This is a genomic window from Arthrobacter sp. OAP107, assembly GCF_040546765.1.
Taxonomy (GTDB): domain Bacteria; phylum Actinomycetota; class Actinomycetes; order Actinomycetales; family Micrococcaceae; genus Arthrobacter.
The window spans coordinates 1,771,081-1,795,974 of the sequence record NZ_JBEPOK010000001.1 but is presented as its reverse complement, the minus strand read 5'-3'; the positions used below and the strand labels follow the sequence as shown (position 1 = coordinate 1,795,974).

Here is a 24,894-nt window from a genome sequence, read left to right as displayed (position 1 = left end):
CGCACCGCACTTCCTGAGACACCGACTTCCTGACCGAGAGGGACACAACCATGAGCAACACCCGCACCGCCGAGAAGACCATCCAGCTCACCGGCGGCATCGACGTCGGCAACGGATACGTCAAGGGCGTCATCCGCGGCGAGGTCCACGGCAAGGAGGTCTTTGACACGATCGACCTTCCTTCTGCCGTGGTGAGCACCTCGCGCTCCACGCCCAAGGTGCCCGAGGCTGACTCGGATGCCTTCAAGATCGTGGTGGAGGACGACTTCTACAACCGCGTCGCCGCCTCGTTCACCACTCCCTTGATCGGGCACTCGGACCTGCGCACCTTCGGCCGCGCGGCACTGAGCACCCCTGGGTCGAAGTTCACGCAGTTCGAGGTCGTCGGATCCCGCTCGAAGGCCGACCAGGAACTGAGCTCGGTGCTCGTCCTGGGCGTCTTCGCCGCCAAGGCCCTGCGCGACTATGTCCGCGAGCACGGCGCGCTGCCGGACCGCGAGCTGCGCGCCACGGTGCGCGCAGGCCTGGCTCTGCCGATTGCCGAGTACGTGCAGCGCCGCAGCGCCTACGCTGCCCAGTTCGTGGGACTCCTGGGCGCGGCCGACCCCACGGTGCACCTGGTGACCGTGAAGAACTTCTCCACGCCGGTCACCGTGCGCCTGCAGTTCGAGGATGTGCAGGTCCTGCCCGAGGGCGCGTCCGCGCAGTTCGCGATCACCGACAAGGGCGCGCCGCTGGCGCAGGCTCTGCTGGACGATCTTCGGGCCTCGGACCCCGAGGAGGCCGCGCGCCTGCAGGGTGTCACCGCCGAGCTGCTGGTCGGTGTGCGCAACACCGTCGGCGTCGACGTCGGCGAGGGCACCGTGAACTTCCCCGTCTTCACCGACGGCGCGTTCAACTCCGAAGCGGCCAGCACGCTGGACCAGGGCTACGGCACCGCGCTGACGAACGCGCTGGACCGGATGAGCACCAGCGGAGACAAGGACCTGAGGTTCAAGAACCGCAAGGCGCTGGCCGACTTCCTGCAGCAGGAGCCCAGCGTATTCCTCCAGGGCAGGTTTGACCGCGCCAAGGGCTACGTCGACGAGGAGGCCGAGTACCTGGCCGAGGAGATCGGCGCACGCTTCGAGGACGTCCTCGCCGAGGTCGGCGGCACCACCGAGGTGGTGTACGTCTACGGCGGCGGTTCGGGCCCGATCAAGGAGATCCTGCGCCCTGTCCTGCAGAAGGCCGCCGGCGGCATCCCGGTGCTCTACCTCGACGCCGCGTACTCGCGCCACTTGAACCGCGAGGGCCTGTACCTGGCGGCGAAGGCCGTCGAGGTCCAGAAGCCCGAGGGCAAGCGCAGCAAGGCCGCGGCGTGACGATCATGCATTCGTAGCCCGGTCCCGAGAGGCTTGCGGTCGGCATCGAGATGATGCGTGCAGGCTGCCGATCGCGTACTGCTTCCTGTGGTACCGCTCACAGTGCTGAGCGGTACCACAGGAAGCCCCGAAAGAGACCACTGATCGACCAACAACAGACCACAGCCCACCCCAGGAGGGATCAATACCATGACCGACCACGACGAGACCCACGACGGACCCAAGAAGGACCAGCGTCAGACCGATGAGAAGCCCTCGGGCATCGTCGCACGGCTCCAGCAGCTGCACGAGGACCGACCTGTAGTCTTCGCCGTGCTCGTGATGGTGGTCTCCGGGCTGGTGTTCCTGCTCGGCGGAGTCCTCACCGGAGCTGTGGACCTCATCGGCATCTCTTTGCTGCCGATGGACAACATGCCGTAGCGCCCGGCAGGCACAGCGCGGGCGAAAAAGAGACCTCCCCGGCGGCAGCTGATGCTGCGCCAGGGAGGTCTTTGCGGTGGTGGTGATCCAGGTCAACAGGATGGTCAATCGATGCCATGCTCGGCCGACAGGGCTGCGAGATCGTGGCTGAGATCTTCCATCGCGGCGATGGCGGCCATGGTGCACTGCTGGGTCGCAGGGCAGCAGAGCGAACGGCGCAGACCTGCTCCGACGATCTCGACGGCCGGCATGTACTTGAAGAGCATGCGGTACATGCGCGAATCCTGGCCGTGGCCGAGCTGGTGCCGGATCGAACCGGCGTTGTCCTTCAGGTCGCTGGCCTTGATGAGCAGCGCCCGGGAACCGGAGTTGGCAAGCCGCGTGAGGTGCTCCTCATAGGAGGTGCTCCCGCCAGGAGTGGTCACCGCCCCAACGAGCACCGAGACGCGCCGGCCGTACAGCCGCGCCAGACAGCCCAGGGGATCCTCACCCGGCTGGCCGAAAGCAGCAAGCAGCTCTTTGCTGCAGTCCTCGACGACATCATGCAGCAGTGCTGCGGCAATCAGTTCAGCGTCGGTGACGCCCCAGCGCAGGAGGCGCAACGCCACGCGCAGCGGATGCTCGATGTACGGCACGCGAGGCATGTCTCCCCTGATGAAGCGGGTCTGCTTCCGGTGCAGGAACGAGGCCGTCGCAGCTGCGCGGGTCACGAGCTCCGTGTTCGTGGGCATGAGGTGTTGGATCTCCCGCTCGAGTTCGAACACGAGCATCGCAGGGTCCATTTGCTTGAGCGGGACACGCGTCGTGGTCAGGGTGGTCATGGCTCTTCCTTTGTTCGGGATGGTTCTCTTGCTGTTGCAAAACACCAGGCGCTGCCCCGCAGCGCGTGGACCCGCCTCAGAGACAGAGCGAGAGCCCCGGCCCCGCGCCGGAGCGCAGGAGCCGGGGCTCTGGTGGGATCAGGCAGGGCGACTGGTCATTGGTGCTGGCTGGGCTGGGTGTCGTTGTGACGGCGTAGCCGGGCAGCCCAGGTCTTCAGGCCCGGAAGTCCAGCAGCCCAGACAGCACCGGACAGGACCACGAGCACCACGCTCGCCGTCCAGTGGCCGGTCCAGGCGCTGGCTGCGATCGCGGGCAGCAGGGCGAGGACGTTCAGCACGATCCCCGTGACGAGGAGCGCCCTGCCGACACTCCGGAGGATCCGCTCGCGGCGGCCGGTGGTCTGCATCGTGTCAGGCATGGTGGTTCACGCTCCTTCGTCGTGGGATGTGTTCTCTCAGAGCTCGATCCGCTTGCCGCGGGCGAGCTCGGCAGCGGGGATGCTCAGCCGGTAACCGCCGACCGGGTAGCTGGGGTGGTCGCTGGCGACGACCGCGCAGTTCCACCAACCAGCGTGGCGCTTGCGAGGACGGGGTTCTTCCTCGCCCTCGGTGCGGGCCTCGCCGCGGTATTCGATGGGCACCACGACGACGCGGTGGCCTGAGCCCCGCTCGGTGGCGTGCCAGGGCAGCTCGATGAGCAGGTCCTGGGGCGACTGCTCGATGGTGACCGGCAGCTTGGACAGTTCGTGGTTGGCCGAGCCCTCGGGCGACTGCGCGAGGCGCTGGGCCTCCTGCTCGGCGGTCTCGACGAATCCGATCTTCTCGAGGAAGGACATGGTGATCAGTGCTCCTGGTTCATGGGTTGGGAAGTCGACGGGTCAGCCTCAACGCTGGACTCGCCGCGGACGAGATCAGCCAGCGCCTGGGCGTAGGCGTCTTTGGCCCGTTCGATTGCAGCCTGCTCGTAGAGTGAGTGGATCTTCTCGCCGGCGGCGATGCGGTCCTCGACCTCGTCCATTGCTATGACGGCGGCGGCGAGCTGGACCCGGGCCTGAGCCTCGGCACGCCGCAGCTCCGGGTAGAAGGCCTTGATCGTGGCGAGCCGGTGGACGGCTGCAACGCGTTGAGCTTCAGCGTCGAGGTCGGGCTCGGAAGTGGTGGCAGTGGACACGGTGATCCCCTCCTGTTTGATGAAGTCGTTTGTTCGATGCCGGACCTGGATCAGCTGCGCTGGTTCCTCAGCCCTCTGCCAGACGGCGGGCGGCCGCCTGGAAGTCCGCGAAGGTGGTCTGGGCGCGTGCTGCCCGTGTGCCGTCCGCCGTGAACGCCGTGCCGCACCATGCGGTGAAGTAGTGCTGGCACAGCTCGCGGTCGGTCTGGCGGGCCTGCTCGTCGTAGACGGGCGCGCTGACGACCAGCACATCAGAGCCGAAGTCGAACGGCAGCGCGTCCTGCACGGGTGCGGCGATGGTGCTCATGGCGGTTCTCCTCGGAATCCTGTGGGGCACGGCGTTGCACTGCAGGCCGTCCTTCGTCGATGACTCCTCCGTGACAGCTCCGCTGTCACCACCACTGGCTGCACCTGAGAATCGAAGATGAAGAAGAACAACAAGAAGGTTCCAACCCCGCGCCGGCAAAGCGCGGATGATCCGCAGCATCGGCACAACCCCTCCACGCACCCTGGGATAGGCTTTCGGCGGAGTTCGAAATTCAACAAAGGGAGAGATTCGTGGCGGGAAGCGCGGTCTATGGCAAGGGCTACCACGCAGGCAAGCAGGATGCCCGTACAGAGGACCTGATCGCCGCGGGGGTCTTGGCGGCTGCAGGTCTGGTCATTGCAGGTGGCGTCAAGGTTTACCGGAAAGTCAAAGAGGCCCACGCAACCCGGCTGGAACAGCGGCTGAAGGACATCGACGACGGAGGTAACTCCGAAGATTCCGGCCAGCAGTAAACCACGAACACAAAAAAGAGACCCCACCGCCGGAGCACGCGCTCTGACGGTGGGGTCTTCTTCAGGCGAACGTCCTGTCCGCAGCGAAGTGCTCGTGCACAGCCTCGCGGGCGGCGGGGTATTCGTCGTAGGGATCCGGGTAAGCAGCATCGAACCGGGCAGCGGTGGTGATGCCCTGGAATCGGAGCAATTCCAGGAGATCCGGCAGGTCCTGTGCACGGCCGGAGAACTCCGCGGTGTCCGCGGCGATGATCTTGGCGCGGGTCAGCGTGGGGACACTGGCCAGCTGAAGCCTGATGCACTCGTACGCTGTGTCGTCGTCGATCCAGCGCGCCTGGTATATCGAGGCCACGAGCTCAGCGTCGTCACCGTCCATCACGTTGTCGTTGTTGATCCAGTCGCGCTCCAGGTTCATTTCGTCGGCCACCTCATGGATTGCCGCCATGACCTCTGGCGCGAAATCGCCGGTGACGCTGTCGATGTCGACGGTGAATGCCCGGTCCGCAGCACGGATGCCGTACTTCATGAGCGCGAAGCCGCCGATCGCACGGATCTGCACCGGGGCGTTCAGCCCCAGGCGCTTCAGCTTTCCGTCGAGCGCCTCGAGCGCCCGCTCCAGCTGGGCCAGGCTGCACTTGTGGTCGTCGTGGCTCATCGTGCTGCTCCTTCTGGTCAGGAAGGAGCGGGTGTCTCCTTCGAGTCCAGATCCGGATCGGCTGTGCCGATCTGACGAGCCGCCAGGAAAGAGACGAGCCCGGCACCAGGGGCTCTCCCCCGTGCCGGGCTCTGTTCAGGCTCAGTGCACGCGTTCGATGCGCGTGGATCCGGACCCGTCCTGCAGGCCGGTGGCGCAGTCGTACCAGAAGCCGTTGGGCAGGCGGACCAGCGTGTGCGCCTCGCGTCCCGGCCAGTTGCCGGCAGCTGCGATCGCGGGTACCGCCCGGCGGTCCATCACGCTGCTCACCCCCAGCTCCTCCACGACCTGTGGGTCGCGGACGTACTTCGTGGTGGAGCCATTGCGGGGATCGCACGGGACCTGCTTCATCCAGGCGGGGTGGTCGAGGACCCTCTTGACGAGGACCTTGTCGCCGACCTGGAGTTCGTCCAGCTCAGAGGGTGCTGTAGGGATGGGCATGTGGTTCTCCTGGTTCGTAGTCTGTAAGTGCAGCAGCTCAGCCGCGGCCGATGGAGGAGCACTGTGAGTGCGCACCGGCATGCAGTGCCACGGCGTTGTCAGCCGCCGTGCGGTACTCGGGGATCCGCTGGGGCTCCGGCTCGCCCTTGGGGAACCAGGGCATGGCGTAGCCGTCGGTGACTTGCTGTCGCGCGGCATCGTTGTGGGCCGGTGTGATGACGTAGGCGAGAGAACGGCCATAACGGTCAGTTCTGTCTGCCCCGGGGTCGAACTCGATGGTCACTGGCATGCCCTGCGGCAGGATGCCGCCAAGATGATCAGTAGCGGCTCTCGCGCCGCACTCGGGCTCGGCATCCTTGTGATAGTTCATTTCGGGCGCGTCGATGCCAAGGAGCCTGACTGTGTGCTCGGGGATCCCGATATGTTTGTCGGTCGCCTCGAGCAGGCCGGCCACCGGCAGCACGGCGACGGTGTCGCCGTCGATGACGCGGATGACTTTGGTCTCCACGCTCGCCGGTCCGCCCGAGGACACCTGTGCCGGGTCCTGGGCTGCCGCAGTGCTGGTGGACGGCGTACCCGGGACGCCGGGGGCCATCGGCAGGTCCTCGCAGCCGGTCAGCGTGACGATACAAAACACGGCGGCGATGAGGCCGCCGAAGACAGATCCGGAGGGGGTGCGCTTCATGGTGGGGTTCCTTGCTGGAGTGGTCGTCGGGCGCTCTGGCCGGGGTGGCAGGCGTGCTTCTCCACGGGCACGCCTGCCAGCTGTGCTGGCTGTTCCGGAAAGAGAAAGACAGGACCCCCGGCCCTGAGCGATGCGCTCGGTGCCAGAGGTCCTGTGAGAGCGATCAGTTGCCTGCCGCGACGGATCCGGAGTCGATGGGTTCGACGATGAAGACGCCGTCGGGCTCGCCCGTGAGTTCAGCAGCGAGCCGGCTCAGTGACTGGGCGTGGTCGAGCCTGTTACCGGCCCAGACGCGCCGGCCAGCGTCGAAGTGCTCGGCGGCTTTCCTGGTCTCCTGTTCGGCACCGAGCGGGGCGATGTGTGCGAGCTTGCGGCGCACGTCCGGGCTGAGCTCGCGGATCAATGCGCTGCGTCCCTTGTGCGTCATGCCGAGCAGCATGCCGTTGCTGATGGGTCCGGTGTACATGGCGGTTTCCTTGCTGGTCAGGGTTGTTCCGGTCCGCGGGCGACGAGCACGAGGCGCGAGCCGCGGACGAGGTGGGCCTCACCGCCGACGGTGAGGACGTGGACAGTGCTGCCCACCGAGGGCCGCACCTGCTCGACGACGGCGGTGCCACCGTCGAGATCGGGGTTCAGGTCGCGCAGCGCGACCCGGTCGCCCCGGCGCAGCATCCGGGCGCTCTTGCCGCCGAGGATGCGGTGGCGCTCGGTCGAGCGCAACAGAGCCTCCTGGACCGCAGGACCGCCGTCTTTGACGATGTCGAGGAAGGCGGGGGTGATGGTGTCGGTCATGGCATTGCCCTCCTGGCTGGTGCAGCTGATGGATCGCTCGGGCCTGTACGACCCTGGGTCTGTGGCGCTCACGGGGATCGAACCCGTGACCTCTCGTGCGTCGCCCTGCAACGGGCCTGTAGCCTGGGTCTGCCCGACCAGGGATTGATGCGGAATCGAACCGCGGGCAGTCAGAACGCCGAGTGCTCTGCCGCTGAGCTAGAGCGCCGTGGGCCGGTTCCGGGAAGGAGCCGGCGAGGGGTTGTGAGGAAAGGGACGAGGAGCCGTTCGCCACTCACTTCCAGGTCGGTGCCCGCAGGGAGTCCGGAGCCGTGCAGCCGTCGCACGGCCTGGCCGCTGGCGCGAGGTGGTGCTCGACGAGATGGGACAGGAACCGGACTCCGACCTCGACGTCCGTCGTGAACGACTCGTCATCGGCCGTGCCGACGATCTGCGCGGAGGCGACCGTCGAGTCGATGTCCAGGTCGATGACCAGCTGCAGGGCGAGGCCCGGCGCGGGGCCGATCAGCTCGACGAGCACCTGGTAGTCCGGCTCGCACGAGTGCGAGACCCAGCCGACGTGGCGCTCGAGCTCGTCGGCGGCGTCGGCGGCGTTCAGCTCCTGGAAGACCGCTGCGACGGCGGACAGGAAGCCGGTGAGGGTGTGGTCGTGGTTGCGGTGATGACGGTGCTGCACGGAGGTCGACATGGCCCCTCCTCGGTCGATGGGCGGTGATTAGCGGATCTCGGAGTAGCCGCACTCCGGGCAGGTGTGGGTGCAGGCGCAACCGCTCCGGCCGGCCCGTTCGCGGGCCGTGGCGGGGGCGTCGGACTCCATCGGCGCGCCATAGTTGGGGCAGCTGAGACCAGACATGGCGGACCTCCAGTGAAGTGTGGCAGGACGGGGACGTTGTCCTTCGTCGTCAGATCCGGATCGGCTGTGCCGATCCCCTCCACGCCCGGCCAGGAACGAAACCTGAACGAAAAGACAGCGCCCCGCCACGCCGCTGCTGCCGGGAGGGCAGGGCAGGGCGCGCGGGGCGCTGGTGGGGCCGGAGCCACGGAGGGATCGAACCGCTCTGTACGGAGGCTCTCAGCGCCGGATCCCGACGGCGGCCTTGCACCGCTTGGTGAGGACCAGGAACTGGAAGAAGGCGACGGCAGCCGACTCACCGAGGAAGTAGTGCACTTCTTCGATCGTCATCCCACTGGGGTCGAAGTCGACGATCTGGGGATATGCCTCGGCGAGGATCCGCGCCGCCGCGGGAAGCCCGGCAGCCCGATGGACCTCGGCGGCGGGCTCGAGCTGCTGGACCAGGCTCATTCCGGGTCCTCCAGGTCCATCCGCCCGGTGACGGTGCGGAAGCGCTCCACGGGGCGGGTACCACCGTGATCGGCGACGAAGACCTGGCTGGCGTGAAGGCGCAGCTTCTGGATGACGGCGGTGACGACGTCGTCGACCATGGCCTCGACATCCGGTCCGGGGTGGTCGGTGATCACCGAGCCGACGACGGCGGTGAGCCCTGCGTGCAGGGCCTGGTCGTGATCGGTGGCCTCGACGGTCGCGTCGGCGACGATCTGCATGGCGGAACTCCTTCTCTTGGCTGATGACGTTGGGGGCAGGGCAGGACGGCGGCCAGCGAAAGCAGATCCCCGTCCGAGCAGCGCGAGGCTCCTCGGACGGGGACTGTCGGCGTGCGTGAGCCGCCTATTCGGTTGTTATTCAGTTGTGGGTTGTGCTGGGTGCGGGGCGCGCTTCTCAGGAGAAGGGCAGCTCCTCGCTGTGGACGGCGCTGGCGACGGCCGGCTGCGGTGCGGCAGCGGCTGCGACGGGAGCCGGAGCCGGCTGGGTCTGCAGGGCCTGGTTCTGCGCCTCGGCGGCAGCCACGCGCTCGTTCACGCGGGCCTGGGTCACCGAGCGGGGCTCGAGGAACGTGATGTCCTCGACGACTGCCTTGAGCTCGAAGACCTCGACACCGTTCTTGGTGTAGCGGTCCTGGCGCAGCTTGAGGTTCACGGCCACGAGGTCACCTTTGTGGATGCTCGCGAACGGGCCGATGCCGTTGGTGGTCGCGCGCACGAAAGCCTCGACCGGCACAGCGTCAGCGCCGCGGTTGCCCTGGCTGTCGGTGTAGTTGTGGTCGGCCATCAGGGTGAACGCGACCTTCTTGGAGCCGTCCTGGTTGTTGAAGACCACCGGGTCCTTGGTCAGGCGGCCGATGACGGTGGCGGAGTTGCGGGGGTTCGACATGAGTGTTTCTCCTCGTTGTGCACGAAACGCGCGGGCAGTGTCCCTGCTCCGCGCGCGATGGTGAGTTGAAGTGTTCGGTTGTCTCTCAGACCCCCATCCGGATCAGCTGTGCTGATCAGACGATGATCTTTCGAATGAAGACTCGGATCAGCTGTGCTGATCGAGCGCTCCTCAGTGCTCCTTCCGGATCAACTGCGTTGATCCCAGATGCCCTTGCATCACGGGTCCCGCATCAGCTGCGCTGATCGAACCCGGTACGCCCGGCCCCAGGCCAGCCCGGTGCTGCCCCCAGATCCCAGAGTTCAGCCTCGATCTGATCGGCCGCGGCCACGTCTCCGCTCTCGCAGGCCCGCCGGTAGTCCTCCTCCAGGTACGCGATCTGCCCGTCCCGGTTCGGGAACCGTCGCCGGAACAGCAACCAGCCCAGCCACGCGAGGCAGATCATGAAGGCAAGAGTGGCGATGAGGACTCCGGTGCTCTCGATGATGTTGTCCATGGCGTTTCTCCTGTCTGCTTCAGATCCGCAGCCGCCGGCGGACCAGGTCCACGAGCGTCGGGTCGGGTGTGTGCCCCTGGGCCTGCTGCAGCTGCAGCCAGGCGAGGACGTTCTGCGTGTCCTGGGCCTCGAGCTGGCGGCGCGCGACCTCCAGCTGTTCCTCGCCGAGGGCGAGCATCCGTCCCTGGAGCTGCTCGATCTTCTCGAGGTGGCCGGTGCTCAGCTTCAGGACGCTCAGCGCATGGGTGTCCGCGGCCATCAGAGCGTCACCTCGACCTCGTGGGCGGTGGAGGCGAACAGGCCGACGGTCACGGAGCGCATGATGCGGACGAACCCCGCATCCTGCAGGCGCTCGGCCAGGCCAGCGTGTTCCGACCAGTCCTTGATGAACACTCGCCCCGGGCCGGCTACGAGGCCATATGCCTCGAGGTTCACCGAGATGCGCTCGGGGGCCTCGTCGGTCAGGAGTATGAGGCTGCGCTGGGCGTCGGCGTGCTGCAGGGTGCCCGTGAGCTCGATGACGCCGAAGTCGACGGCGACGCTGTGCTTGATGAGGGGCGGTGCGATGGTCTGGTCCATGGTTCTTCTCGCTTTCGATGCCTGCACGGGCAGGTGAATGGTTGTTGACCCCGGGCCGCCGTGGCTTCGTTGCCGGGCTGCGGCGGGAACGGTGTGTCCGGCGCTTCTCGCGACGGCCCGGGGCTGTTCGTGGTGCGGCGGTGGGCTGCATGAAGTCTTGACCCAGCCGCGCAGGAGGCCAGGGGCCGGAAGGGGTCTCTTTAGATTCCCCGGCGGGCCCAGTCGTAGACCTCGGCGGGACCGCGACGGGACCTCGCGGAGCCCTGGTGGCACTGCCCCTGGATGAGACGAAGGGCCGGGCGGGCGGTGGGTACAGGAATGGGAACGAGCGAGCTGTCTGCCTCCTCGGCCTGCGGCTGCTGTACTGCCGCTTTGTCTGTATGTCTGCGCCGGAGCGCAGCCTCGGCCTCGGCGTAGAGCCAGATGAGCCCGAGCACAAAGACGGCGAGGAGCACGATGAGGGCCCAGCTCTGCAGTGGTGTCATGGGCATGAGCGGGACGCTCCTTCGCTGGTCGGTGGTTCAGTCGATGAGTCCCCCGGCGCAGCTGCGCTGCGTCGCTGCATCCCTGCTCCGGGTCAGGAGGCCCGGCGGGCAACGGTGTGCCCACAGGCGAGGTACGCGATGTCGTAGAGCGGGGCCGGGCCCCAGGCGGCCTTCCAGTCCGCGGGCAACGGCAGCGGCTCCGTCATGCGCAGGACGACGTCCTGCGGCATGCCAGGGATGCCGCCCTCGACGTCGGGCACCGGATCGTCCCCGGGGGTGCAGCCGCCGCACCACTCCTGTTCGGGCAGGAGCGCAGCGGCGGCCTGCAGTTGGATCTGCTGTGCGATGGCGTCCGACGGCGGTGCGTCGTCGATGACGTCATGGAGGGGGCGGACGATCGTCATGATGGAGTCCTTCGGTCTGTGTGCGGTCAGTGGGATGAGCGGGATGGCAGCCACCCGCGCCAGGGCCGCCGGCTCAGCCCACGGCGAGCTGCGTGGCCCGCGACCAGCTGCCCATCCGGAACCGGATGGTGGCTGCCGGCGGGACATGGGTCCGGCAGATGCCGTCGGTGCCGCCGGTGCGCCAGGCCTCGTAGGCGAGCACGGCGATGGAGCCGGTCTTGATCCAGCACTCGCGCAGGGCGTCGAGGATCATCTCCTCGGTCCACTTCGTGGTCGCGCCCTGGAAGTGCAGCGGCTGCTCGGTGGTGTTCAGGCCCGCTCTCTCCAGGGCTGCATTCCAGGAGCCGAACCGGCGCTCCAGCAGCGGCGCGGATGGTTCGTCGTCGTGTCTGCGGCGGATGTAGTCGTTGCGCGGGAGGCTGTCCCGGTCCGCAGCGCAGCGCAGGAGCGCGTCGACCATCTGCTGTTCGGTGTAGGTCTGGACAGACCCTTGGAAGGTTCGGGCCGGCTCTGCGGGGTCGAATGCCGTGCAGGCGTAGCCGTTTCCGGCCAGCGCGTGGGAAATTGTGTGCTCCGAAATCCAGTGATCGTCCGTGTGCGGATCGGGGTTCTCGCACTGGACGCCGCCGCTCTCGTGGTGCTGGCACGGCAGGTGCTCCTGCACCTGCGGGTCCGCGATCTGGCAGCGCGGCATCAGGTCCGTCGGCACAGTCGTCCGGGTCATTGGCAGTCCTTCTCTCGGGTCGGCGTCGTCCGGGCGCGGCATGCCGTCCCGACCCGGCCCACCAGGGACCGGGTGACGCGCTCGGGACGCGTCGAGCACCCGTCCGGATCAACTCCGTTGATCCCTCCCAGCCCAGCTGCCCTCTGGCGATACCCGGCATCGCCAGGGCCTGGCGCAGACCTTCTGTCAGCCGTCTTTGGTGTCGCTCTTCGCGCATCAACCGATAGACCATTCGATTGGCCTATCGGATAAGATGTACTGGAAGACCAGTCGGATGCGGGCTTTGTGCCATCCGGCGCAGACATCGACCCGACAGGAGAGGCCATGGCGATGAAGACCCCAATGACGAGGAACGCGGCATTGTCCGCCGCCGCACTGGCGGTGCTGGGCAGCCTGCTCGCCGGATGCTCCGCCGGCTCAGAGACAGCGCAGCCATCGCCGAGCCCGAGCACCAGCGCGGCGAAGGTGACCAGCGAGGACCTCGGCAAGGCGCTGGACCGGCTCGTGTTCCAGGGCACCGGGGCCAAGAGCACCGACGGCGGCGCGTGCCTGGTCCGCGCCGCCCAGGACAAGAAGCTCTCGGACACCGCGCAGGCCTACATCGTGGGCAAGGGCAGCGACGACATCGCCGCGGTGGCAAATGGCCTGCGCGAGGTCAGCGCGATGGACGCCGCGATCATGCTCTCCCCCGAGCTGCGCGACAAGTTCGACGCTTGCGTCGACGCGGTGATCCCGCCGACCCCGGCCCCGGGTGCCACGACCAGCAAGGACGGCAAGGATCAGGTCTACGCGCCGCCGAAGCAGGGACAGGAGCTCCCCCAGGCCCGGCAGCCGGATCTCACGCCGAAGTTCCCGGTGCCGCAGGGCACGAGCATCAACTCCTCCTCGCAGCTGACCGCGGGGCTCGTTTCGACGTTCTCCTCCTATGCGCTGAACGAGGATCAGAAGAAGACCTACGCAGCCTCGGGCGAGTGCCTGGCGGGCGTCGTCTTCCAGGCGGGGTTCTCGCAGGAGACGCTGCGCTTCCTCGCCGGCGGCGCATCAATAGGGGCCGGATCGATCTCGGACTTCCTGCCGAAGGACGAGGACAAGAAGATCTGGAAGTCGAAGGACTTCACCTCGGCACTCGTGGACTGCACGGCCAGCGCAAAGGTCTGAGGCTCATCCATCGCGGGTTTTCGTCCTGCCGTTGTTGGCTTCTACCGATCAAAATAAGAACCGGTGCATACTCGCACCGGTTCTTCTTTTCCTGTTCACAAGGCTGCCGAAGTCATAGCAAGCCCCAGATGGCAGCATTCCAGAGTGGAGGACCCTGTTGAGGAGTCGAGCTCGATGTGTCTGCGTCACAGCACTTCGATGGCGACGTCGGCACTAGAGCCGTTTTGGCTGCGCATTGCCGAGGTGCGCGCGCACCACGGCAATGTCCCTCGTCGGGTCGCGCCGGATCCGCTTCGACTTGACGATAAACGCGGACTTCTCGATCACAACCAGCTTCAATCCATGTTCGGGGATAAGAAGGCGCTTGCGTTCGTCGTAGAGGCGACGTTGCTCGCCGCGACCGACACCAGAGACGGTCTCCCGCCGATCGAAGAACGGCGACGGTTTCGAATGCTGCTCCTCCTGGAACTCGACGACGAGCTTGAGATCGGACCAAAAGCCGTCCACGGGTAGCTTGGTGCCGAGGGGTCGCAAATGGGACGGGTCGCCGCGGAGCCAATCGAACGTCGCTTGGCGACAGCTGCTCATGCCGAGGACGCCATCGCACAGGTCAAGCACGTAGTGCTCATCGGACGCAGTGCGGTCGACCATGCCGTGATTCTTGCAGAGTTCAGCCGAGAGGCCCATGCTTCACAGGTTCAAGAACGACGTTTGGTCCGCTCTGAGAGCTTAGGATCTCGGAACCAGGGTGTTTCGGTCAGTGCTGGCGGCGGCCTGATACGGCCCGCTGCCAGTAAGCCGCTTCCGCGCTCGTCAGCATCTCGTAGATCTGCTCGACCACAAACTTCCCCAAATATGGGCGTTCCTCGGCGCTCAAAGTTCCCAGAGACACCAGTGCAGCCGCCAACAGTGCGTCGTCCTCAATCGAAGGCTCAACCCATTCCCGCACGCCATCGTCGGCAAGGTCCTCCCAGACATATGGCGAGGTTGCTATGGCCTCCCTGACCGCGGCGAGTCGCACCCTTACGTCTCCGCTACGGGACCGCGTGTAGAGACGGATCTGATATTCATCCGAGGCCGGGGGCACAAGGGGTGCGCCGCCGGCTAACGGAGGATGAGCAGCAATGACCTGGTAGCGGGCCCGGGCAGGGTGTCGGTCATGGAGGTCCTGGCGTATTTCCCTGATGCGGTGCCCGGGGCGCAATGTCGCAATTCCAGGGATGCGGTTGTCCCGCCTATTCGCGTTGTGTGGTGCCATGACCTGTCCCGACAAGCGGCCAATAGGTGTCCCCTCCCTCATGATAGGCCCGGTTCGGACGGAGGTTGAAGGGCACCGGATCGAGGCGGCTGGGCATACCGGAACGAGCTTGATCGTCCCTGCGGTTTTCCACATACACCAGGACTCCCCTACCGGCAGTCGGCAACCGATGCTGCACTGGAGGCATGCTCAGCTACGAAGACATCATTCTGCTCGGCGAGGAACGGGTCCTGGTCATCCAGGAACACGAAGAGAGCCGTTGCTGGTGTGGCCAGACCTGGCAATGACCAACCTTCACGGGCGCTGTCTTGGTTTTATGGCTGGTGCTTCCTGATGCCGGACTGCTTGCTTCTGGCCGGACCAGGACCTTGCTGGGAAGGGGCCAGGTGAATTCAGCAGGGTATCCGGGCGGAGGAGCATACTGAAACGGTTACACCTCACGGTCCGGAACGCGAATGATGATCATCCGGGATCCTTCCGGGATTTTTGCTTTCGCCGCAGCCATGGCGGTGTCATAGTCGGGGCCCGTCGCGCTGACGCGCATCATTTCGCCCTGGGCATCTTCAATGGTCAATTCAACCTCCATAGCTCTGAGCATAGAGCCCTGCTCGGCCGTCCTCTGTCCGTTGGAGAAGAGAAAGTTGTCAAGTAACAGCATGCGCAGTGAGTAGCCTGCCTAAGCTGTGAAATGAGAGTCTCTGATCGGCGCGCCATCAACGGTGTCGGACTACGGTCGGCAACTTGAATCGGACCGGAGTGAGACTGGGATTGCCGGTAAAGGATAGACTGCCCGAGTGCCCGATCATGATCAAGAAGGCCCGTGCGATCGGGCGCAGCCGCTCAATCCATCACGTCTTCAGCAGCCCAAGGACAAGTCAGTCCAGTCTGAGCCCATTGAAGTGCGCAATTCTGAGGCCGCCGGAGCCTGCGAGCAGGATATGAGCCAGGGCCCGACCCGCTGGCAGCGGATCAAGGAGCATCCGGCTTTCAAGACAGGTCTCGCCGTTGGCGCTCTTGCGGCTGCTGGCGCGGTCACGTTGTTGACACTGAGGTCGCCCGAAGCATTCAAGCAGGTCAGCGCGGCGGTCTGGGAGAAAATCCCTGAGTTCACGGAGGCGGCTTTCGAGGGCATCGGCGAGGAGGCCAGCAGAAAGTCTCCGACCGAGCATAATGTCAGCGGGCACCAGCGCGTGCAGCACTACGGTCCCGGCGGCACCGAGACAAAGTTCGTCCAGGTATCGCCTTACTCGCGTGGAGGTAGTACCTAACAGGCGCATGCGATACTGACCGTGTCGAAAATTGCGGTTGTGCTTGTCGTCAGCGGTTTATGTCATATCAGAAACGGCTTCGGCGGGACGTATTGGGACGGTAGGGCCTTTGGGTATCTTTGATTTCCTTGCGAAGAAGGAAAAAAGCTGGGACGAGATCGATGTCTACGAGGGTGAAACGCCCCCGTGCCCCAACTGTGGGACGCCCCTGGTGAAAAAGTTTGTTTACTCCGAGATGTACTGCCTTGAGTGTCGCTACGGTCTAGATGACGATGACGATGACGATGACGACAGCGAGGCGCTGAGTGTTTACGATGCAGCTCAGATCTGGGCCTCACACGGTAAGGATGAGGATTACATGTTCGGGTATTCCTCGGAGGAACTCGAAGCCGCGCTTTAATGTGGCAGGTCGCTGCTCGAGTTTGCTGCCGGCGCGGGTGCTGTTGAGGTCCTGCGCTTCCCTTACCCCGCTATGCCACAGCGACCGGCAGCTCGTCCCAGTGGGTCGTGCAGCGCTTCGAGAGCATGGCGCGCTTCATCTCCCACGCCGGCGGGGTCTTCATGCCACCCAGGCCCACACCCACTGCCTGCGCGCCGAGCTTTCTCGTGATTTCGTCAAGTACCTTCCCTACTCCCCGATCTTCGAATTCGGATTGGAACACAGGTAGGAACTGAACGCCGTCACCCGCGCGCAGTCCCGTGAGTACAACTCCTGCACGGGCGTAGCGGATACCGGCGGTCGGAAACAGATCAGGCAGGATCACACTGGCAGCTTTCGTAAGCGCGATCGGGTCATCGGTCGGCATGGCCAGCGGAACAGCCCGGTGGGCTGAATGCGGGACGGTTCCTTCGTCGGCCCAGCCGGTCGAAGCCCACACCGAGAGCACGCCGGCGACGGACCCCTGGGCCCGAAGACGTGCTGAGACCCGCTGGGCGTAGATCGACAGAACCTGATGCATCTCGTCAGGGTCCGTAAGCTTGCGCGAGAAGCTCCTGGAATAGATCAGCTGGTCCTTGGCAGCCGGCGGCTGGGTCTCCAGCCCGATACATTTTTGCCCGCGCAGCTCCAGGATGGTTCTTTCCATGACGACGGAGAACCGTTTGCGGAGCCATTTGGCATCAGCGTCGCGCAGTTCTCTGGCCGTGTGGATGCCGAGCGCAGCCAGGCGCTTGCCGTTACGCCCGGCGACGCCCCAGAGGTCAGTCACATGGAGGGAGTCAAGGATCCGGTCAAGCTGCTCCTCTGAAAACCGCCGGAGATCGAGAACTCCATTGAACGCGGGGTTTTTCTTGATGCCGAGAGCCGCTACCTTGGCGAGGGTCTTCGTGGGACCGATCGCGACGCGGACAGGAATTCCGGTCAGCTGGAGGACAGTCCGTCGGATCTCCTGTCCCCGTGATTCGAGTTCTTCAGGAGCGCCCCGCAGCTTCAGCCAGCTTTCGTCGATCGAATACACTTCCTGCCACGCACTGAAGCGGCCCAGAATGGTGGCAACCCGTGCACTCAGCGAGCCATAGAGCTCATAGTTCGATGACCTGGCTTCGACGCCCTTGGCCTGGCACCAGCCGCGGATCTTGAACCACGGCTTGCCCATGATGTCAGGATCGAGCTCCTTCACCAGCGGGCACGCGGCAACCACACAGCCGTCATTGTTCGAGAGGACAAGGGTCGGCCGGTCATGCAGCGTGGGGTCGAAGACGCGCTCCGCGTTGGCGTAAAAGGAGACGCAGTCTACGAGAGCGATTTGATCGGATGCTGGGGTGAGAGTCGTCATTGCCACGGCTGGAGACTATAGGCGGGGTCTGACACCACGTTTGGTTTTCGCAGGAGACAGAATCCATGTGACCACGCCCCAGACTGACATCTCGGTGTGTTCGTGGAGAACGACGTCCGCATAGTCAAGGTTCTCTGCCACGAGAACGGTACGTCCCTGGATGACGTCCAGCCGCTTGACGGTGTATTCGCCGTCAACGACGGCGATCACGATCTTGCCCGGAACGGGATCGATCCCCCGGTCCACGAGCAGCAGGTCGCCGTCATTGATTCCGGCTCCGGTCATGGAATGGCCGGCTGCACGCCAGACAAATGTACATGTTGGGTCCCGGACCAGGTGCTGGACAAGATCAAGGTCCCCGGACCAATATCCCTCTGCAGGGCTGGGGAAGCCGCAGGCGACGGCTTCCGGCGCGAACGGGAGTATCAGCGGCTCGTCGAGCGCCAACGGTTCTGGCTGCGAGGCCTGCATGTCCACTTCCTTTTCGAACATATGTTCGATGGAATCGTACGCCCGGGCGGGAACGGCACGCAACGTGGAGCAACTGCCGGGCGGACCGGACAGGCCTGGGCTCTGGGACTGCGGGCAGGAATAAAGGCCCCGGTGCGCTTCATGCGCGTCGGGGCCTTCTCTTTTTCGCACGAACGGGAGGTGCGAACCAACGTTCAGCGGCCCCGGCCTTGGGGTCGAGGAACCGAGGCTGCCTGGGACACGCGATCAGGCGCTGACCGGGTGACGCAGATGACTCCACCTCTCTGCCCGACCTCTCCGCAAAGGTCTGTCACAAGTCATTGCCCAATCATTCGTGACAGACAATCGAATGACGTTAGAATGGACTCGTACATCAGTCGAATATGACAGGAGAGGCCAGACATGACCGTCGTCGACGAGCCGAAGGCTGCGCCTCCCGCTGCGCGGGCTGCGACCAGGTCCGGTGGACCGAGCATCGACCAGAACGGCAGCGACCGCAGGGAGCGGGTCTTTACCCGCCTGTCCTCGGACGAGAAGCAGCGGGCGGAGTACTGGGCGCAGCGGCGCGGCTACCCCTCCGCCAACGAGTATTACGCCGAGGCGATCGCCGAGAAGATCCGGCGCGAGAATCTCGACTTCGACATCCCTGATCTGCTCACCGCGCGTATCAACCAGGTCGTCGACGAGCTCAAGGCGCTTTCGACGAACAACGCCAACCTCGAGCGGGTCGTGACCATGGGCTTCGATTCCCTGCTCGGGCTGACCAGGGGCGACAACTATCTGCTGGACGAGGAGAACGGGGAGCTGACGTGAGCCAGGGGCTGAACGAGATCATGCCGTCCACCGACGAGCTGATGGACGTCGACACGTCCTTCCTCGATGCGTACCGGACCGGCGGGAGCGAGGGCCTGAAGCGGGCCCAGGAACGGGCACAGCCGGCGGAGCCGGAGCAGGACACGCCGGAGAAGGATGAGGCCCCGCAGCAGAGCGCCGAGAACCTTGACCGGGACACCGGTGCCGGCCAGCGTGGAGGCTCGGGAGCAGGCAGCGCCACTCCCCCGGCCCAGAGCGACGCCGTCGCCGTGGACAAAGCAGCGATGCCGCAGGTGCACGACGACGCAGACGCCGAAGCACACCCCGCGGCCCTCCCGGTGTCGCCGCCGGAAGATGCCAACCTCCTCCCGCCCGTCCCGCTCCAGCACACCGACCATCAGGAGGCCGTGCAGTCTGCGGCGGCCAGGGGCGGCTCCGGTGGAGGGGATGAAGGCAGCGAGTCGTTGCCACAGAGCGGCTTCCGGCTCGAGGGCGTGAAGAGCCAGCCTGCCGTCCGGGCCCTGCCCGAGGCCATCGTCGGCGCGCTGCGGGAGCAGCTGCGCTCAGCGGCCGTCCGTGAGCTCGGTGTCGGCGACACGGCAGCCCGCGAGTTCGCCGAGCGGTTGAGCCAGGCAAGCCTGGTCACGGCCTTTCTGCTGGCCCAGCTCGACCTTGGACTGGCGACTGATGCTGCCACCCGGCGCGCGGCGCAGCTGTTCCGCTCCCGTGATCCGCTGCTGGGCAGCATCGCGGCGCGCATGGAATCCCTGGAGCGGAGGGGCCGTGAGCAGACCCAGGGCCTGGCCGCGCTGCACGGGCAGCTGGGTGAGGTAAAGGAGACCAGCGCGGCGATCGAGCAGGCACTCGCGTACTCGATCGCGGACCGCACGAGCAACTTCCTGCGCGGCTCGCACAATGTCCACGAGGCTCCGATCACGCACAAGGACGCGGTCTTCGTCCGGGACCGGGTGCGGGAGGCGACGAAGAAGCAGGCGAAGCTCGAGCGCGAGCGGGAAGGGCGGCCGATCCGATGAGCGCCGTGACGCACTGGAATACAGCGAACGGTCCTGCGGTGCGTCTCCGCGAACCGTAAAAAGGGTGAATCTTCTATATCTGTCAAGGTGCGATTGGGATCGCTTCAGTGGCAGCGTGGAGTGCATTCAGGGCACGGTAGAGATGGCGGGCGAGGTATCGCTTGAGGCACCGACGGATCTCGCGTGAGCTCTTGCCCTCGGCCGTCCTGCGTTCGGCGTAGGCCCGGGTAGCGGGATCATGGACCATTCACCCCTACTAGCGGGAGGTGCTGCACATCAGAGTCTTTATCGGTAAAATGCGATCCGCGGCGCTATACCTGAATAGCACTGTTATTGGGGTATCCACGCCAAATGCCCTCATGCCCGGGAAGATCGCAGTTTCGCACAACCGTTCAACCTGTGCTCTTGATGCCTCGAGCTGTTGGGGTGCCCCCGAGAGGTCAGAATCCGGGAGGTACCTGTAGTCGAACGAGACCACGGCCTGCCAGACCACGGCGGGCGTACCGTCGGAAGGAAGATTCCGAGTCTTTTTCACCGGCTCAAATTTCCCTTCGACAGTCATCTCAGAATAGACGCCGGGCATGTTTGCCATCAGGTTCGGACCCGTAGCTTGCTCTGCCTTTACGTAGGCCCGCCAGTGCGTCTCCCTGTTCCTGACTAGGTCTCCTGTCATACAGCGACGATGCAGGTGCCGATTTGGTGGCAGCGGGCGCAGCCGTAGTGGTCGAAGCACAGCCGGTCAATGCCAGCAGCGCAACGGTAGTAATCCCCCAAACACGTTTCATAAAACAATTCAACCATTACCGCCAGCCCATCAGCCGCCGCCACAGCGAGGCACCCTGCGGGGTGCCTCTTGTCATGCCCGCTGGTGCCTGCTGAATGGGTTCACCAGTCGGTCTTGCAGGGCCTAGAAGGGGTGAATCTTCTAATATCTGTCAAGGTGCGATTGGGATCGCTTCAGTGGCAGCGTGGAGTGCATTCAGGGCGCGGTAAAGATGGCGGGCGAGGTATCGCTTGAGGCACCGACGGATCTCGCGTGAGCTCTTGCCCTCGGCTGTCCTGCGTTCGGCGTAGGCCCGGGTAGCGGGATCATGGACCATTCTGACGACCGTGGCCAGATGGAGGGCTCTGTTGAGGCGTCTGTCACCGCCCCGGTTGAGCCGGTGCCGGGTGGTGTTTCCCGAGGATGCGGGAATCGGGCTCACTCCGGCGAGAGCGGCGAAGGCGGCCTCAGAACGCACTCGGCCCAGATGCGACCACGCCGTGTAAACCACGGCCGCGGTGACAGGACCAACTCCCGTTTCATCTAGCAAGGGGGCCGCGGGGCTGGCTTCGAGGAGCTCGGTGGTCCGGGAGTTGTTGTCCTTGAGCTCGGAATCAAGCACGGCGATGCGCTTGGCGAGCCGGAGAGTCTCGGCCCGGGCAGTGGCAGCGGCGAGGGGCTCGTCGCGGACGCGCCAGTGAGAGATCTCCGTGATCTTGGTACCGGTGAGGGGCCTGCGCGCGTCGACGCCGAGATCAACGGTGCGCAGGAGAGCGGTGAGGGCATTGACCTTCGCAGTGCGCTCGATCGTCATCTGCTCCCGCGCCGAGACCATGACTCGCAGTGCTGCACGGACGCCATCGTCGTGTCGGGGATTGCGCAGCTGGGATTGTTCGAGCACGACGACTGATGCGGCGATCGCGGCAGCGGAATGGCGAAACCGGCCGTCCCGTGAACCTGGGCCGCTGACCTGCGCCCCTCTGTAGTCGAACCCATCAGCCCGGTGCCATCAGGCAACGGGCTGATTTCATTCTAGAGGCCGCAGGAGGCCCACGGCCGGCGGAGCTAGGACCGGACGGTGAGCCGGCCTTCCTTCATGTCGTCGCGCAGCTGCGACAGCATGTACCAGTGCGCGCCCTTGGGCTTGAGTGAGATGTAGTGCTCGTGCTGCTTGCCATCCTGCTCCCAATCCAGGACCATCTCCGGACGGCGCAGCAGGCCCTGGTATTCGTCGACGTCGGCACGGATTTCCACGCGCACACGTTCGTCCGCAGGCGGCACCAACAGCACCGCGACGTCGCCCTCGTAGCTCAGTGAGACCTCCTGGGCGAGGAGCCGCCGTACGTCGGCCGTGCAGATCTCTCCGCGGGCGACGTCGAAGACGTTCTTGCCGTGCGTGGCGCTCTCCCAGGCGTCGATGCACTCGATCAGCATCGAGCACCCCTGGGCGATACGGATGATGTCCGCCTCGTCCGGCGGCCAGCTGCCCTCCTGCATCTCGATGAGCATGCTGCTGAAGTCCTGTGGTGTGCGCAGGAAAGCGTGGTCGAGGGCCATGGGATTCGTGCTCCTGGGTCGGGCGTGAGCGGGTGGCGACTCTATAGACGTTACCTCGATCCGGGGTCGCCGTGAATGATCCAGACCCTCTCTGACCGGCGTGCCGGCGCGGGTCTCGCCGCTCCCACTCGACTCGCCATGCGACTCGCTCAGACTCGCCATTCGACTCATTCTATCGATAGACTTGTGACTGATTTATGAGTCGACTGGTTTATGAGTCACCGACGAAAGGGAGTCATGATGGTTGTCGGGATCCTCACCGAGAAACCGAGCGCGGCGCGGCACTTCGCTGCAGCCCTCGGCGGCATGAACGGCACGTACAACGGGGAGCAGTTCGTCATCGCCCACGCCCGGGGGCACCTGTACGAGTTCGTCGATCCGCACCGGATGGTGGCGGATCCGGACGTGGCCGGGAAGTACCGGACCTGGGACCTGGGCAACCTGCCCTGGGACCCTCAGCAGCTGGACTGGAGTCTGGAGGTGATCAAGAACGCGAGCTCTGTCGCCCAGGACGTGAAGCGGACCCTGTGCAAGTGCGACGAGATCGTGATCGCCACCGACGTCGACCCCACGGGCGAGGGCGGCATGATCGCGGTCAATGCCTTCCTCGAGTTGGGGCTGAAGCCAGGCAAGTGGTCGCGCATGTATTTCACTGATGAGGCTCCGGCCTCGCTGCAGAAGGCCTTCGCCGCGCGCAAGGTCATTCCGTCGCTCATGGACTTCGACGAGTACCGCAAGGCGCGCTACCGTTCGCAGTTCGACCTGCTCTCGATGCAGTTCACCCGCATCGCCACGAACATGGCGCGCCAGTCCGGGCAGGACACGGTGCTGCGCCAGGGCCGGCTGAAGTCGGCGATGGTCAAGCTCGTCGGCGACCAGCTGAAGGCGTACAACGACTACATCAAGAAGCCATTCTTCCAGAACCGGTTCCGTGACGAGAACGACGTGATGTACGCGAATCCGGAGGAGCCGCGGTTCGACCAGAAGGACCAGGTGCCGAACCAGTACGGCCCCTCCCCCGTCGTGCTCGACGGCAAGGCGACGAAGCAGACCGCGCCACCGAAGCTGCTGGACCTGGCCGCACTGTCCTCGCTCCTGGTGGGCAAGGGGATCAAGGCCCAGCTCGTGCTTTCGACCTACCAGTCCATGTACGAGGCCCAGGCCGTCAGCTACCCGCGCACTGCCGACGTGACGATCACGCCCGAGCAGTTCGACGAGCTCGCGCCCCTGGTGGACAAGATCGCCGGGGTCGTGGGCGTGGACGTGAAGCTCCTGACGCACCGCCAGCCGCGCAAGACGCACGTCAAGCCCCAGGGCGCGCACGGTGCGAACCGGCCGGGCCCGAAGGTGCCCGCTTCACTGGACGAGGTCGAGCAGCGCTTCGGCAAGGCCGGCCGCCTGATCTACGAGACGCTGGGCAAGAACTATCTGGCGATGATCGCCGAGGACTACGTCTACGAGCAGCAGAAGGGCCACGTCAAGGACTACCCGGACTTCGTGGGCATCGCCAACGTCCCGCTGTCGGCGGGCTGGAAGGCGGTGTTCGATCCGGACGCCGGCGACGACACCGCCGAGGGCGATGAGAACGAATCGGCCAAGGGCCTGGGCACCAACGCTGAGCCCTTCGTCTTCGAGGGTGCGAACAAGCGCCCCGAGCACCCGAGCATGAAGTGGCTGATGAAGCAGCTGGAGAAGCGCGACGTGGGCACCGGTGCTACCCGGACCTCGACGTACTCCGAGGTGACCTCGACGAAGACGAAGTACCCGCTGCTGTTGGAGAAGGGCCGCAAGCTCACCCTGGCCGAGGCCGGGGACATGAGCTGGCGGCTGCTGCCGGGCACCCGGATCGGCGACCTGGCGCTGACCGAGAAGGTCTATGCCGATATGAAGGAGATTGCCGCGGGCACCGGCCCGAGCGCAGAGGAGCGCCTCGCGGTCGTGGCCGACTGGGTGCGCGAGGACATCGCGACCATGCAGAAGAACGCCGCGACGATGCGCTCCGCACTGGGGCTCAAGGAGGAGGCCGTCACCCGGAAGGAGCGGGCGCAGGGCACCTGGGCCAAGACGGGCAAGGATGTGGAGTTCGCGCGTGAGTGGGGCGGCCACCGCTTCACCGACGACGAGGTCGCCCGGCTGCTGGCCGGGGAGACGATCGAGTTTTCGGCGAAGAGCACCACGGGCAAGGCCTACGAGGTCTTCGGCGAGCTTGGCGAGGGTACCTTCAAGGGCCGGAAGTTCGTCGGGTTCCAGAAGCTCGGCTTCGGCCGGCGCGACGCCAGCGGCAACGCGTTGCCGCCGGCATCCTGGTGCCACTACACCTTTACGCCCGAGGAGATCGACCGCCTCATGGCTGGCGAGGGCGTCGAGTCCAGCGACTTCGTCTCAAAGAAGGGCAACCGCTTCCAGTGCAAGGTCTTCTTCCGCGAGGAGAAGAAGGGTGAGGGTAAGAAGATCGCGCCTGACTTCGAGGCCTCCCTGGACTCCCCACCGAAGAGCTGGTGCGGGGTTGCCTTCACCGACGACCAGCACGCGGCACTGGCCGCGGGCAAGACGATCAAGGGTACGGGCTTCACCTCGAGCAAGGGAAAGAAGTTCGACGCCGAGCTTCAGTGGAGGAACGAGGGCGGCAAGAAGAAGCTCGTCCCCTCCTTCGGCTGAGGTTGTGGGGACTCGTTCCTGAATGATTATTCGGGGGCCAGTCCGATAGACTG

Annotated in this window: 37 protein-coding genes, 1 tRNA gene and 2 pseudogenes; 9 read left to right on the top strand and 31 right to left on the bottom strand. The window is 65.4% G+C overall.

Features of this window, described 5'->3' with window-relative positions:
* Positions 1-50: 50 nt before the first annotated feature.
* Positions 51-1,364 (top strand): acetate and sugar kinases/Hsc70/actin family protein, encoded by a 1,314-nt coding sequence (locus ABIE00_RS08415; RefSeq protein WP_056387588.1) that lies wholly within the window; start codon positions 51-53, stop codon positions 1,362-1,364.
* Positions 1,365-1,553: 189 nt separating this feature from the next.
* Entirely contained in the window at positions 1,554-1,784 is a 231-nt protein-coding gene (locus ABIE00_RS08410) for a hypothetical protein (RefSeq protein ID WP_354259021.1), read from the top strand.
* 104 nt (positions 1,785-1,888) lie between these two features.
* Here the strand turns inward: ABIE00_RS08410 and ABIE00_RS08405 are convergent, their stop codons facing one another.
* From ABIE00_RS08405 to ABIE00_RS08385, 5 genes are all read right to left on the bottom strand, one after another.
* Entirely contained in the window at positions 1,889-2,605 is a 717-nt protein-coding gene (locus tag ABIE00_RS08405) for an HD domain-containing protein (protein ID WP_142133556.1), read from the bottom strand.
* A 155-nt stretch (positions 2,606-2,760) separates the two neighbouring features.
* Positions 2,761-3,024, bottom strand: coding sequence for a hypothetical protein (locus ABIE00_RS08400; protein ID WP_056387596.1), 264 nt, complete (start codon positions 3,022-3,024; stop codon positions 2,761-2,763).
* Positions 3,025-3,060: 36 nt separating this feature from the next.
* Positions 3,061-3,441: a hypothetical protein gene (locus tag ABIE00_RS08395; RefSeq protein ID WP_354259018.1), complete on the bottom strand. Its 381-nt coding sequence runs from the start codon at positions 3,439-3,441 to the stop codon at positions 3,061-3,063.
* A 5-nt stretch (positions 3,442-3,446) separates the two neighbouring features.
* Complete coding sequence (locus ABIE00_RS08390) at positions 3,447-3,776, bottom strand: hypothetical protein (RefSeq protein ID WP_354259015.1); 330 nt, start codon at positions 3,774-3,776, stop codon at positions 3,447-3,449.
* Positions 3,777-3,843: 67 nt separating this feature from the next.
* Positions 3,844-4,083, bottom strand: coding sequence for a hypothetical protein (locus tag ABIE00_RS08385; protein WP_354259012.1), 240 nt, complete (start codon positions 4,081-4,083; stop codon positions 3,844-3,846).
* A gap of 251 nt (positions 4,084-4,334) precedes the next feature.
* Between ABIE00_RS08385 and ABIE00_RS08380 the strand changes: the two genes are divergently transcribed.
* Positions 4,335-4,556 carry a hypothetical protein gene (locus ABIE00_RS08380; RefSeq protein WP_056387604.1) on the top strand — a complete coding sequence of 74 codons (222 nt, stop codon included), beginning with the start codon at positions 4,335-4,337 and terminating at the stop codon, positions 4,554-4,556.
* A 61-nt stretch (positions 4,557-4,617) separates the two neighbouring features.
* Here ABIE00_RS08380 and ABIE00_RS08375 read toward each other — a convergent pair whose 3' ends face one another.
* The 17 genes from ABIE00_RS08375 to ABIE00_RS08295 form a co-directional block, all read right to left on the bottom strand.
* Entirely contained in the window at positions 4,618-5,211 is a 594-nt protein-coding gene (locus ABIE00_RS08375) for a hypothetical protein (RefSeq protein ID WP_354259009.1), read from the bottom strand.
* Positions 5,212-5,352: 141 nt separating this feature from the next.
* The gene (locus ABIE00_RS08370; RefSeq protein ID WP_354259006.1) at positions 5,353-5,691 is read right to left on the bottom strand and encodes a hypothetical protein; all 339 of its coding nucleotides are present in this window, start codon (positions 5,689-5,691) and stop codon (positions 5,353-5,355) included.
* Positions 5,692-5,728: 37 nt separating this feature from the next.
* Positions 5,729-6,376, bottom strand: coding sequence for a thermonuclease family protein (locus ABIE00_RS08365; RefSeq protein WP_354259003.1), 648 nt, complete (start codon positions 6,374-6,376; stop codon positions 5,729-5,731).
* A gap of 163 nt (positions 6,377-6,539) precedes the next feature.
* A complete protein-coding gene (locus ABIE00_RS08360; protein ID WP_354259000.1) occupies positions 6,540-6,842 on the bottom strand; it encodes a hypothetical protein in 303 nt (100 codons plus the stop codon).
* Between the two features lie 17 nt (positions 6,843-6,859).
* Entirely contained in the window at positions 6,860-7,168 is a 309-nt protein-coding gene (locus tag ABIE00_RS08355) for a hypothetical protein (RefSeq protein ID WP_316963717.1), read from the bottom strand.
* A 62-nt stretch (positions 7,169-7,230) separates the two neighbouring features.
* Positions 7,231-7,376, bottom strand: a tRNA-OTHER gene (locus ABIE00_RS08350).
* Positions 7,377-7,442: 66 nt separating this feature from the next.
* Positions 7,443-7,856, bottom strand: coding sequence for a hypothetical protein (locus ABIE00_RS08345; protein WP_354258996.1), 414 nt, complete (start codon positions 7,854-7,856; stop codon positions 7,443-7,445).
* Positions 7,857-7,883: 27 nt separating this feature from the next.
* Positions 7,884-8,021, bottom strand: coding sequence for a hypothetical protein (locus tag ABIE00_RS08340; RefSeq protein WP_354258993.1), 138 nt, complete (start codon positions 8,019-8,021; stop codon positions 7,884-7,886).
* A gap of 219 nt (positions 8,022-8,240) precedes the next feature.
* A complete protein-coding gene (locus tag ABIE00_RS08335) occupies positions 8,241-8,471 on the bottom strand; it encodes a hypothetical protein (RefSeq protein ID WP_354258990.1) in 231 nt (76 codons plus the stop codon).
* Positions 8,468-8,731: a hypothetical protein gene (locus ABIE00_RS08330; RefSeq protein ID WP_133830782.1), complete on the bottom strand. Its 264-nt coding sequence runs from the start codon at positions 8,729-8,731 to the stop codon at positions 8,468-8,470. Before ABIE00_RS08330 ends, ABIE00_RS08335 begins: the two co-directional genes overlap by 4 nt.
* Positions 8,732-8,906: 175 nt before the next feature.
* Positions 8,907-9,398 (bottom strand): single-stranded DNA-binding protein, encoded by a 492-nt coding sequence (locus ABIE00_RS08325; RefSeq protein WP_021473537.1) that lies wholly within the window; start codon positions 9,396-9,398, stop codon positions 8,907-8,909.
* Positions 9,399-9,630: 232 nt separating this feature from the next.
* Positions 9,631-9,894: a hypothetical protein gene (locus tag ABIE00_RS08320; RefSeq protein WP_354258985.1), complete on the bottom strand. Its 264-nt coding sequence runs from the start codon at positions 9,892-9,894 to the stop codon at positions 9,631-9,633.
* 19 nt (positions 9,895-9,913) lie between these two features.
* Entirely contained in the window at positions 9,914-10,153 is a 240-nt protein-coding gene (locus ABIE00_RS08315; protein ID WP_354258982.1) for a hypothetical protein, read from the bottom strand.
* Positions 10,153-10,473 carry a hypothetical protein gene (locus tag ABIE00_RS08310; protein WP_354258979.1) on the bottom strand — a complete coding sequence of 107 codons (321 nt, stop codon included), beginning with the start codon at positions 10,471-10,473 and terminating at the stop codon, positions 10,153-10,155. The genes ABIE00_RS08315 and ABIE00_RS08310 overlap by 1 nt, the downstream gene beginning before the upstream one ends.
* A 200-nt stretch (positions 10,474-10,673) precedes the next feature.
* Positions 10,674-10,964: a hypothetical protein gene (locus tag ABIE00_RS08305; protein WP_354258976.1), complete on the bottom strand. Its 291-nt coding sequence runs from the start codon at positions 10,962-10,964 to the stop codon at positions 10,674-10,676.
* A gap of 86 nt (positions 10,965-11,050) precedes the next feature.
* Positions 11,051-11,362, bottom strand: a complete 312-nt coding sequence (locus ABIE00_RS08300; RefSeq protein WP_354258973.1) for a hypothetical protein — start codon at positions 11,360-11,362, stop codon at positions 11,051-11,053.
* 73 nt (positions 11,363-11,435) lie between these two features.
* A complete protein-coding gene (locus ABIE00_RS08295; RefSeq protein ID WP_354258970.1) occupies positions 11,436-12,086 on the bottom strand; it encodes a homing endonuclease associated repeat-containing protein in 651 nt (216 codons plus the stop codon).
* Between the two features lie 324 nt (positions 12,087-12,410).
* Here ABIE00_RS08295 and ABIE00_RS08290 point away from each other — a divergent pair, with 324 nt between their 5' ends.
* Complete coding sequence (locus ABIE00_RS08290) at positions 12,411-13,244, top strand: hypothetical protein (RefSeq protein WP_354258967.1); 834 nt, start codon at positions 12,411-12,413, stop codon at positions 13,242-13,244.
* Positions 13,245-13,457: 213 nt separating this feature from the next.
* Here ABIE00_RS08290 and ABIE00_RS08285 read toward each other — a convergent pair whose 3' ends face one another.
* The 3 genes from ABIE00_RS08285 to ABIE00_RS08275 all read right to left on the bottom strand — a co-directional run bounded on the left by ABIE00_RS08285 (position 13,458) and on the right by ABIE00_RS08275 (position 15,076).
* Complete coding sequence (locus ABIE00_RS08285) at positions 13,458-13,895, bottom strand: hypothetical protein (RefSeq protein WP_354258964.1); 438 nt, start codon at positions 13,893-13,895, stop codon at positions 13,458-13,460.
* Positions 13,896-14,001: 106 nt separating this feature from the next.
* Positions 14,002-14,265, bottom strand: coding sequence for a hypothetical protein (locus ABIE00_RS08280; RefSeq protein WP_354258962.1), 264 nt, complete (start codon positions 14,263-14,265; stop codon positions 14,002-14,004).
* 667 nt (positions 14,266-14,932) lie between these two features.
* Positions 14,933-15,076: a hypothetical protein gene (locus ABIE00_RS08275; protein ID WP_354258959.1), complete on the bottom strand. Its 144-nt coding sequence runs from the start codon at positions 15,074-15,076 to the stop codon at positions 14,933-14,935.
* 220 nt (positions 15,077-15,296) lie between these two features.
* Here ABIE00_RS08275 and ABIE00_RS08270 point away from each other — a divergent pair, with 220 nt between their 5' ends.
* Positions 15,297-15,770, top strand: coding sequence for a hypothetical protein (locus tag ABIE00_RS08270; RefSeq protein WP_354258956.1), 474 nt, complete (start codon positions 15,297-15,299; stop codon positions 15,768-15,770).
* A 109-nt stretch (positions 15,771-15,879) separates the two neighbouring features.
* On the top strand, positions 15,880-16,170 hold the full coding sequence (locus ABIE00_RS08265) for a hypothetical protein (protein ID WP_056387658.1): 291 nt from the start codon (positions 15,880-15,882) through the stop codon (positions 16,168-16,170).
* A 70-nt stretch (positions 16,171-16,240) separates the two neighbouring features.
* On the opposite strand, the gene ABIE00_RS08260 is transcribed toward ABIE00_RS08265, so the two are convergent.
* Both ABIE00_RS08260 and ABIE00_RS08255 read right to left on the bottom strand, forming a co-directional pair.
* Entirely contained in the window at positions 16,241-17,545 is a 1,305-nt protein-coding gene (locus ABIE00_RS08260) for a Y-family DNA polymerase (protein ID WP_354263306.1), read from the bottom strand.
* Positions 17,546-17,560: 15 nt separating this feature from the next.
* Positions 17,561-18,016, bottom strand: coding sequence for a LexA family protein (locus ABIE00_RS08255; RefSeq protein WP_133830793.1), 456 nt, complete (start codon positions 18,014-18,016; stop codon positions 17,561-17,563).
* A 402-nt stretch (positions 18,017-18,418) separates the two neighbouring features.
* Between ABIE00_RS08255 and ABIE00_RS08250 the strand changes: the two genes are divergently transcribed.
* Positions 18,419-18,829, top strand: a complete 411-nt coding sequence (locus tag ABIE00_RS08250) for a hypothetical protein (RefSeq protein ID WP_208294365.1) — start codon at positions 18,419-18,421, stop codon at positions 18,827-18,829.
* Positions 18,826-19,863: a hypothetical protein gene (locus ABIE00_RS08245; RefSeq protein WP_354258951.1), complete on the top strand. Its 1,038-nt coding sequence runs from the start codon at positions 18,826-18,828 to the stop codon at positions 19,861-19,863. Before ABIE00_RS08250 ends, ABIE00_RS08245 begins: the two co-directional genes overlap by 4 nt.
* Positions 19,864-19,945: 82 nt before the next feature.
* Here the strand turns inward: ABIE00_RS08245 and ABIE00_RS08240 are convergent.
* The 4 genes and pseudogenes from ABIE00_RS08240 to ABIE00_RS08225 all read right to left on the bottom strand — a co-directional run.
* Positions 19,946-20,107 (bottom strand): annotated as a pseudogene (locus ABIE00_RS08240) (IS110 family transposase); the annotation flags it as partial.
* Positions 20,108-20,119: 12 nt separating this feature from the next.
* Entirely contained in the window at positions 20,120-20,536 is a 417-nt protein-coding gene (locus tag ABIE00_RS08235) for a hypothetical protein (RefSeq protein WP_354258948.1), read from the bottom strand.
* Positions 20,537-20,798: 262 nt separating this feature from the next.
* Positions 20,799-21,554, bottom strand: a pseudogene (locus ABIE00_RS08230) (transposase); the annotation flags it as partial.
* 137 nt (positions 21,555-21,691) lie between these two features.
* Positions 21,692-22,183 carry a hypothetical protein gene (locus ABIE00_RS08225; RefSeq protein WP_056387674.1) on the bottom strand — a complete coding sequence of 164 codons (492 nt, stop codon included), beginning with the start codon at positions 22,181-22,183 and terminating at the stop codon, positions 21,692-21,694.
* Between the two features lie 237 nt (positions 22,184-22,420).
* On the opposite strand from ABIE00_RS08225, the gene ABIE00_RS08220 reads away from it, so the two are divergent.
* Positions 22,421-24,841 (top strand): type IA DNA topoisomerase, encoded by a 2,421-nt coding sequence (locus tag ABIE00_RS08220; RefSeq protein ID WP_354258944.1) that lies wholly within the window; start codon positions 22,421-22,423, stop codon positions 24,839-24,841.
* The last annotated feature ends 53 nt before the right edge of the window (positions 24,842-24,894 follow it).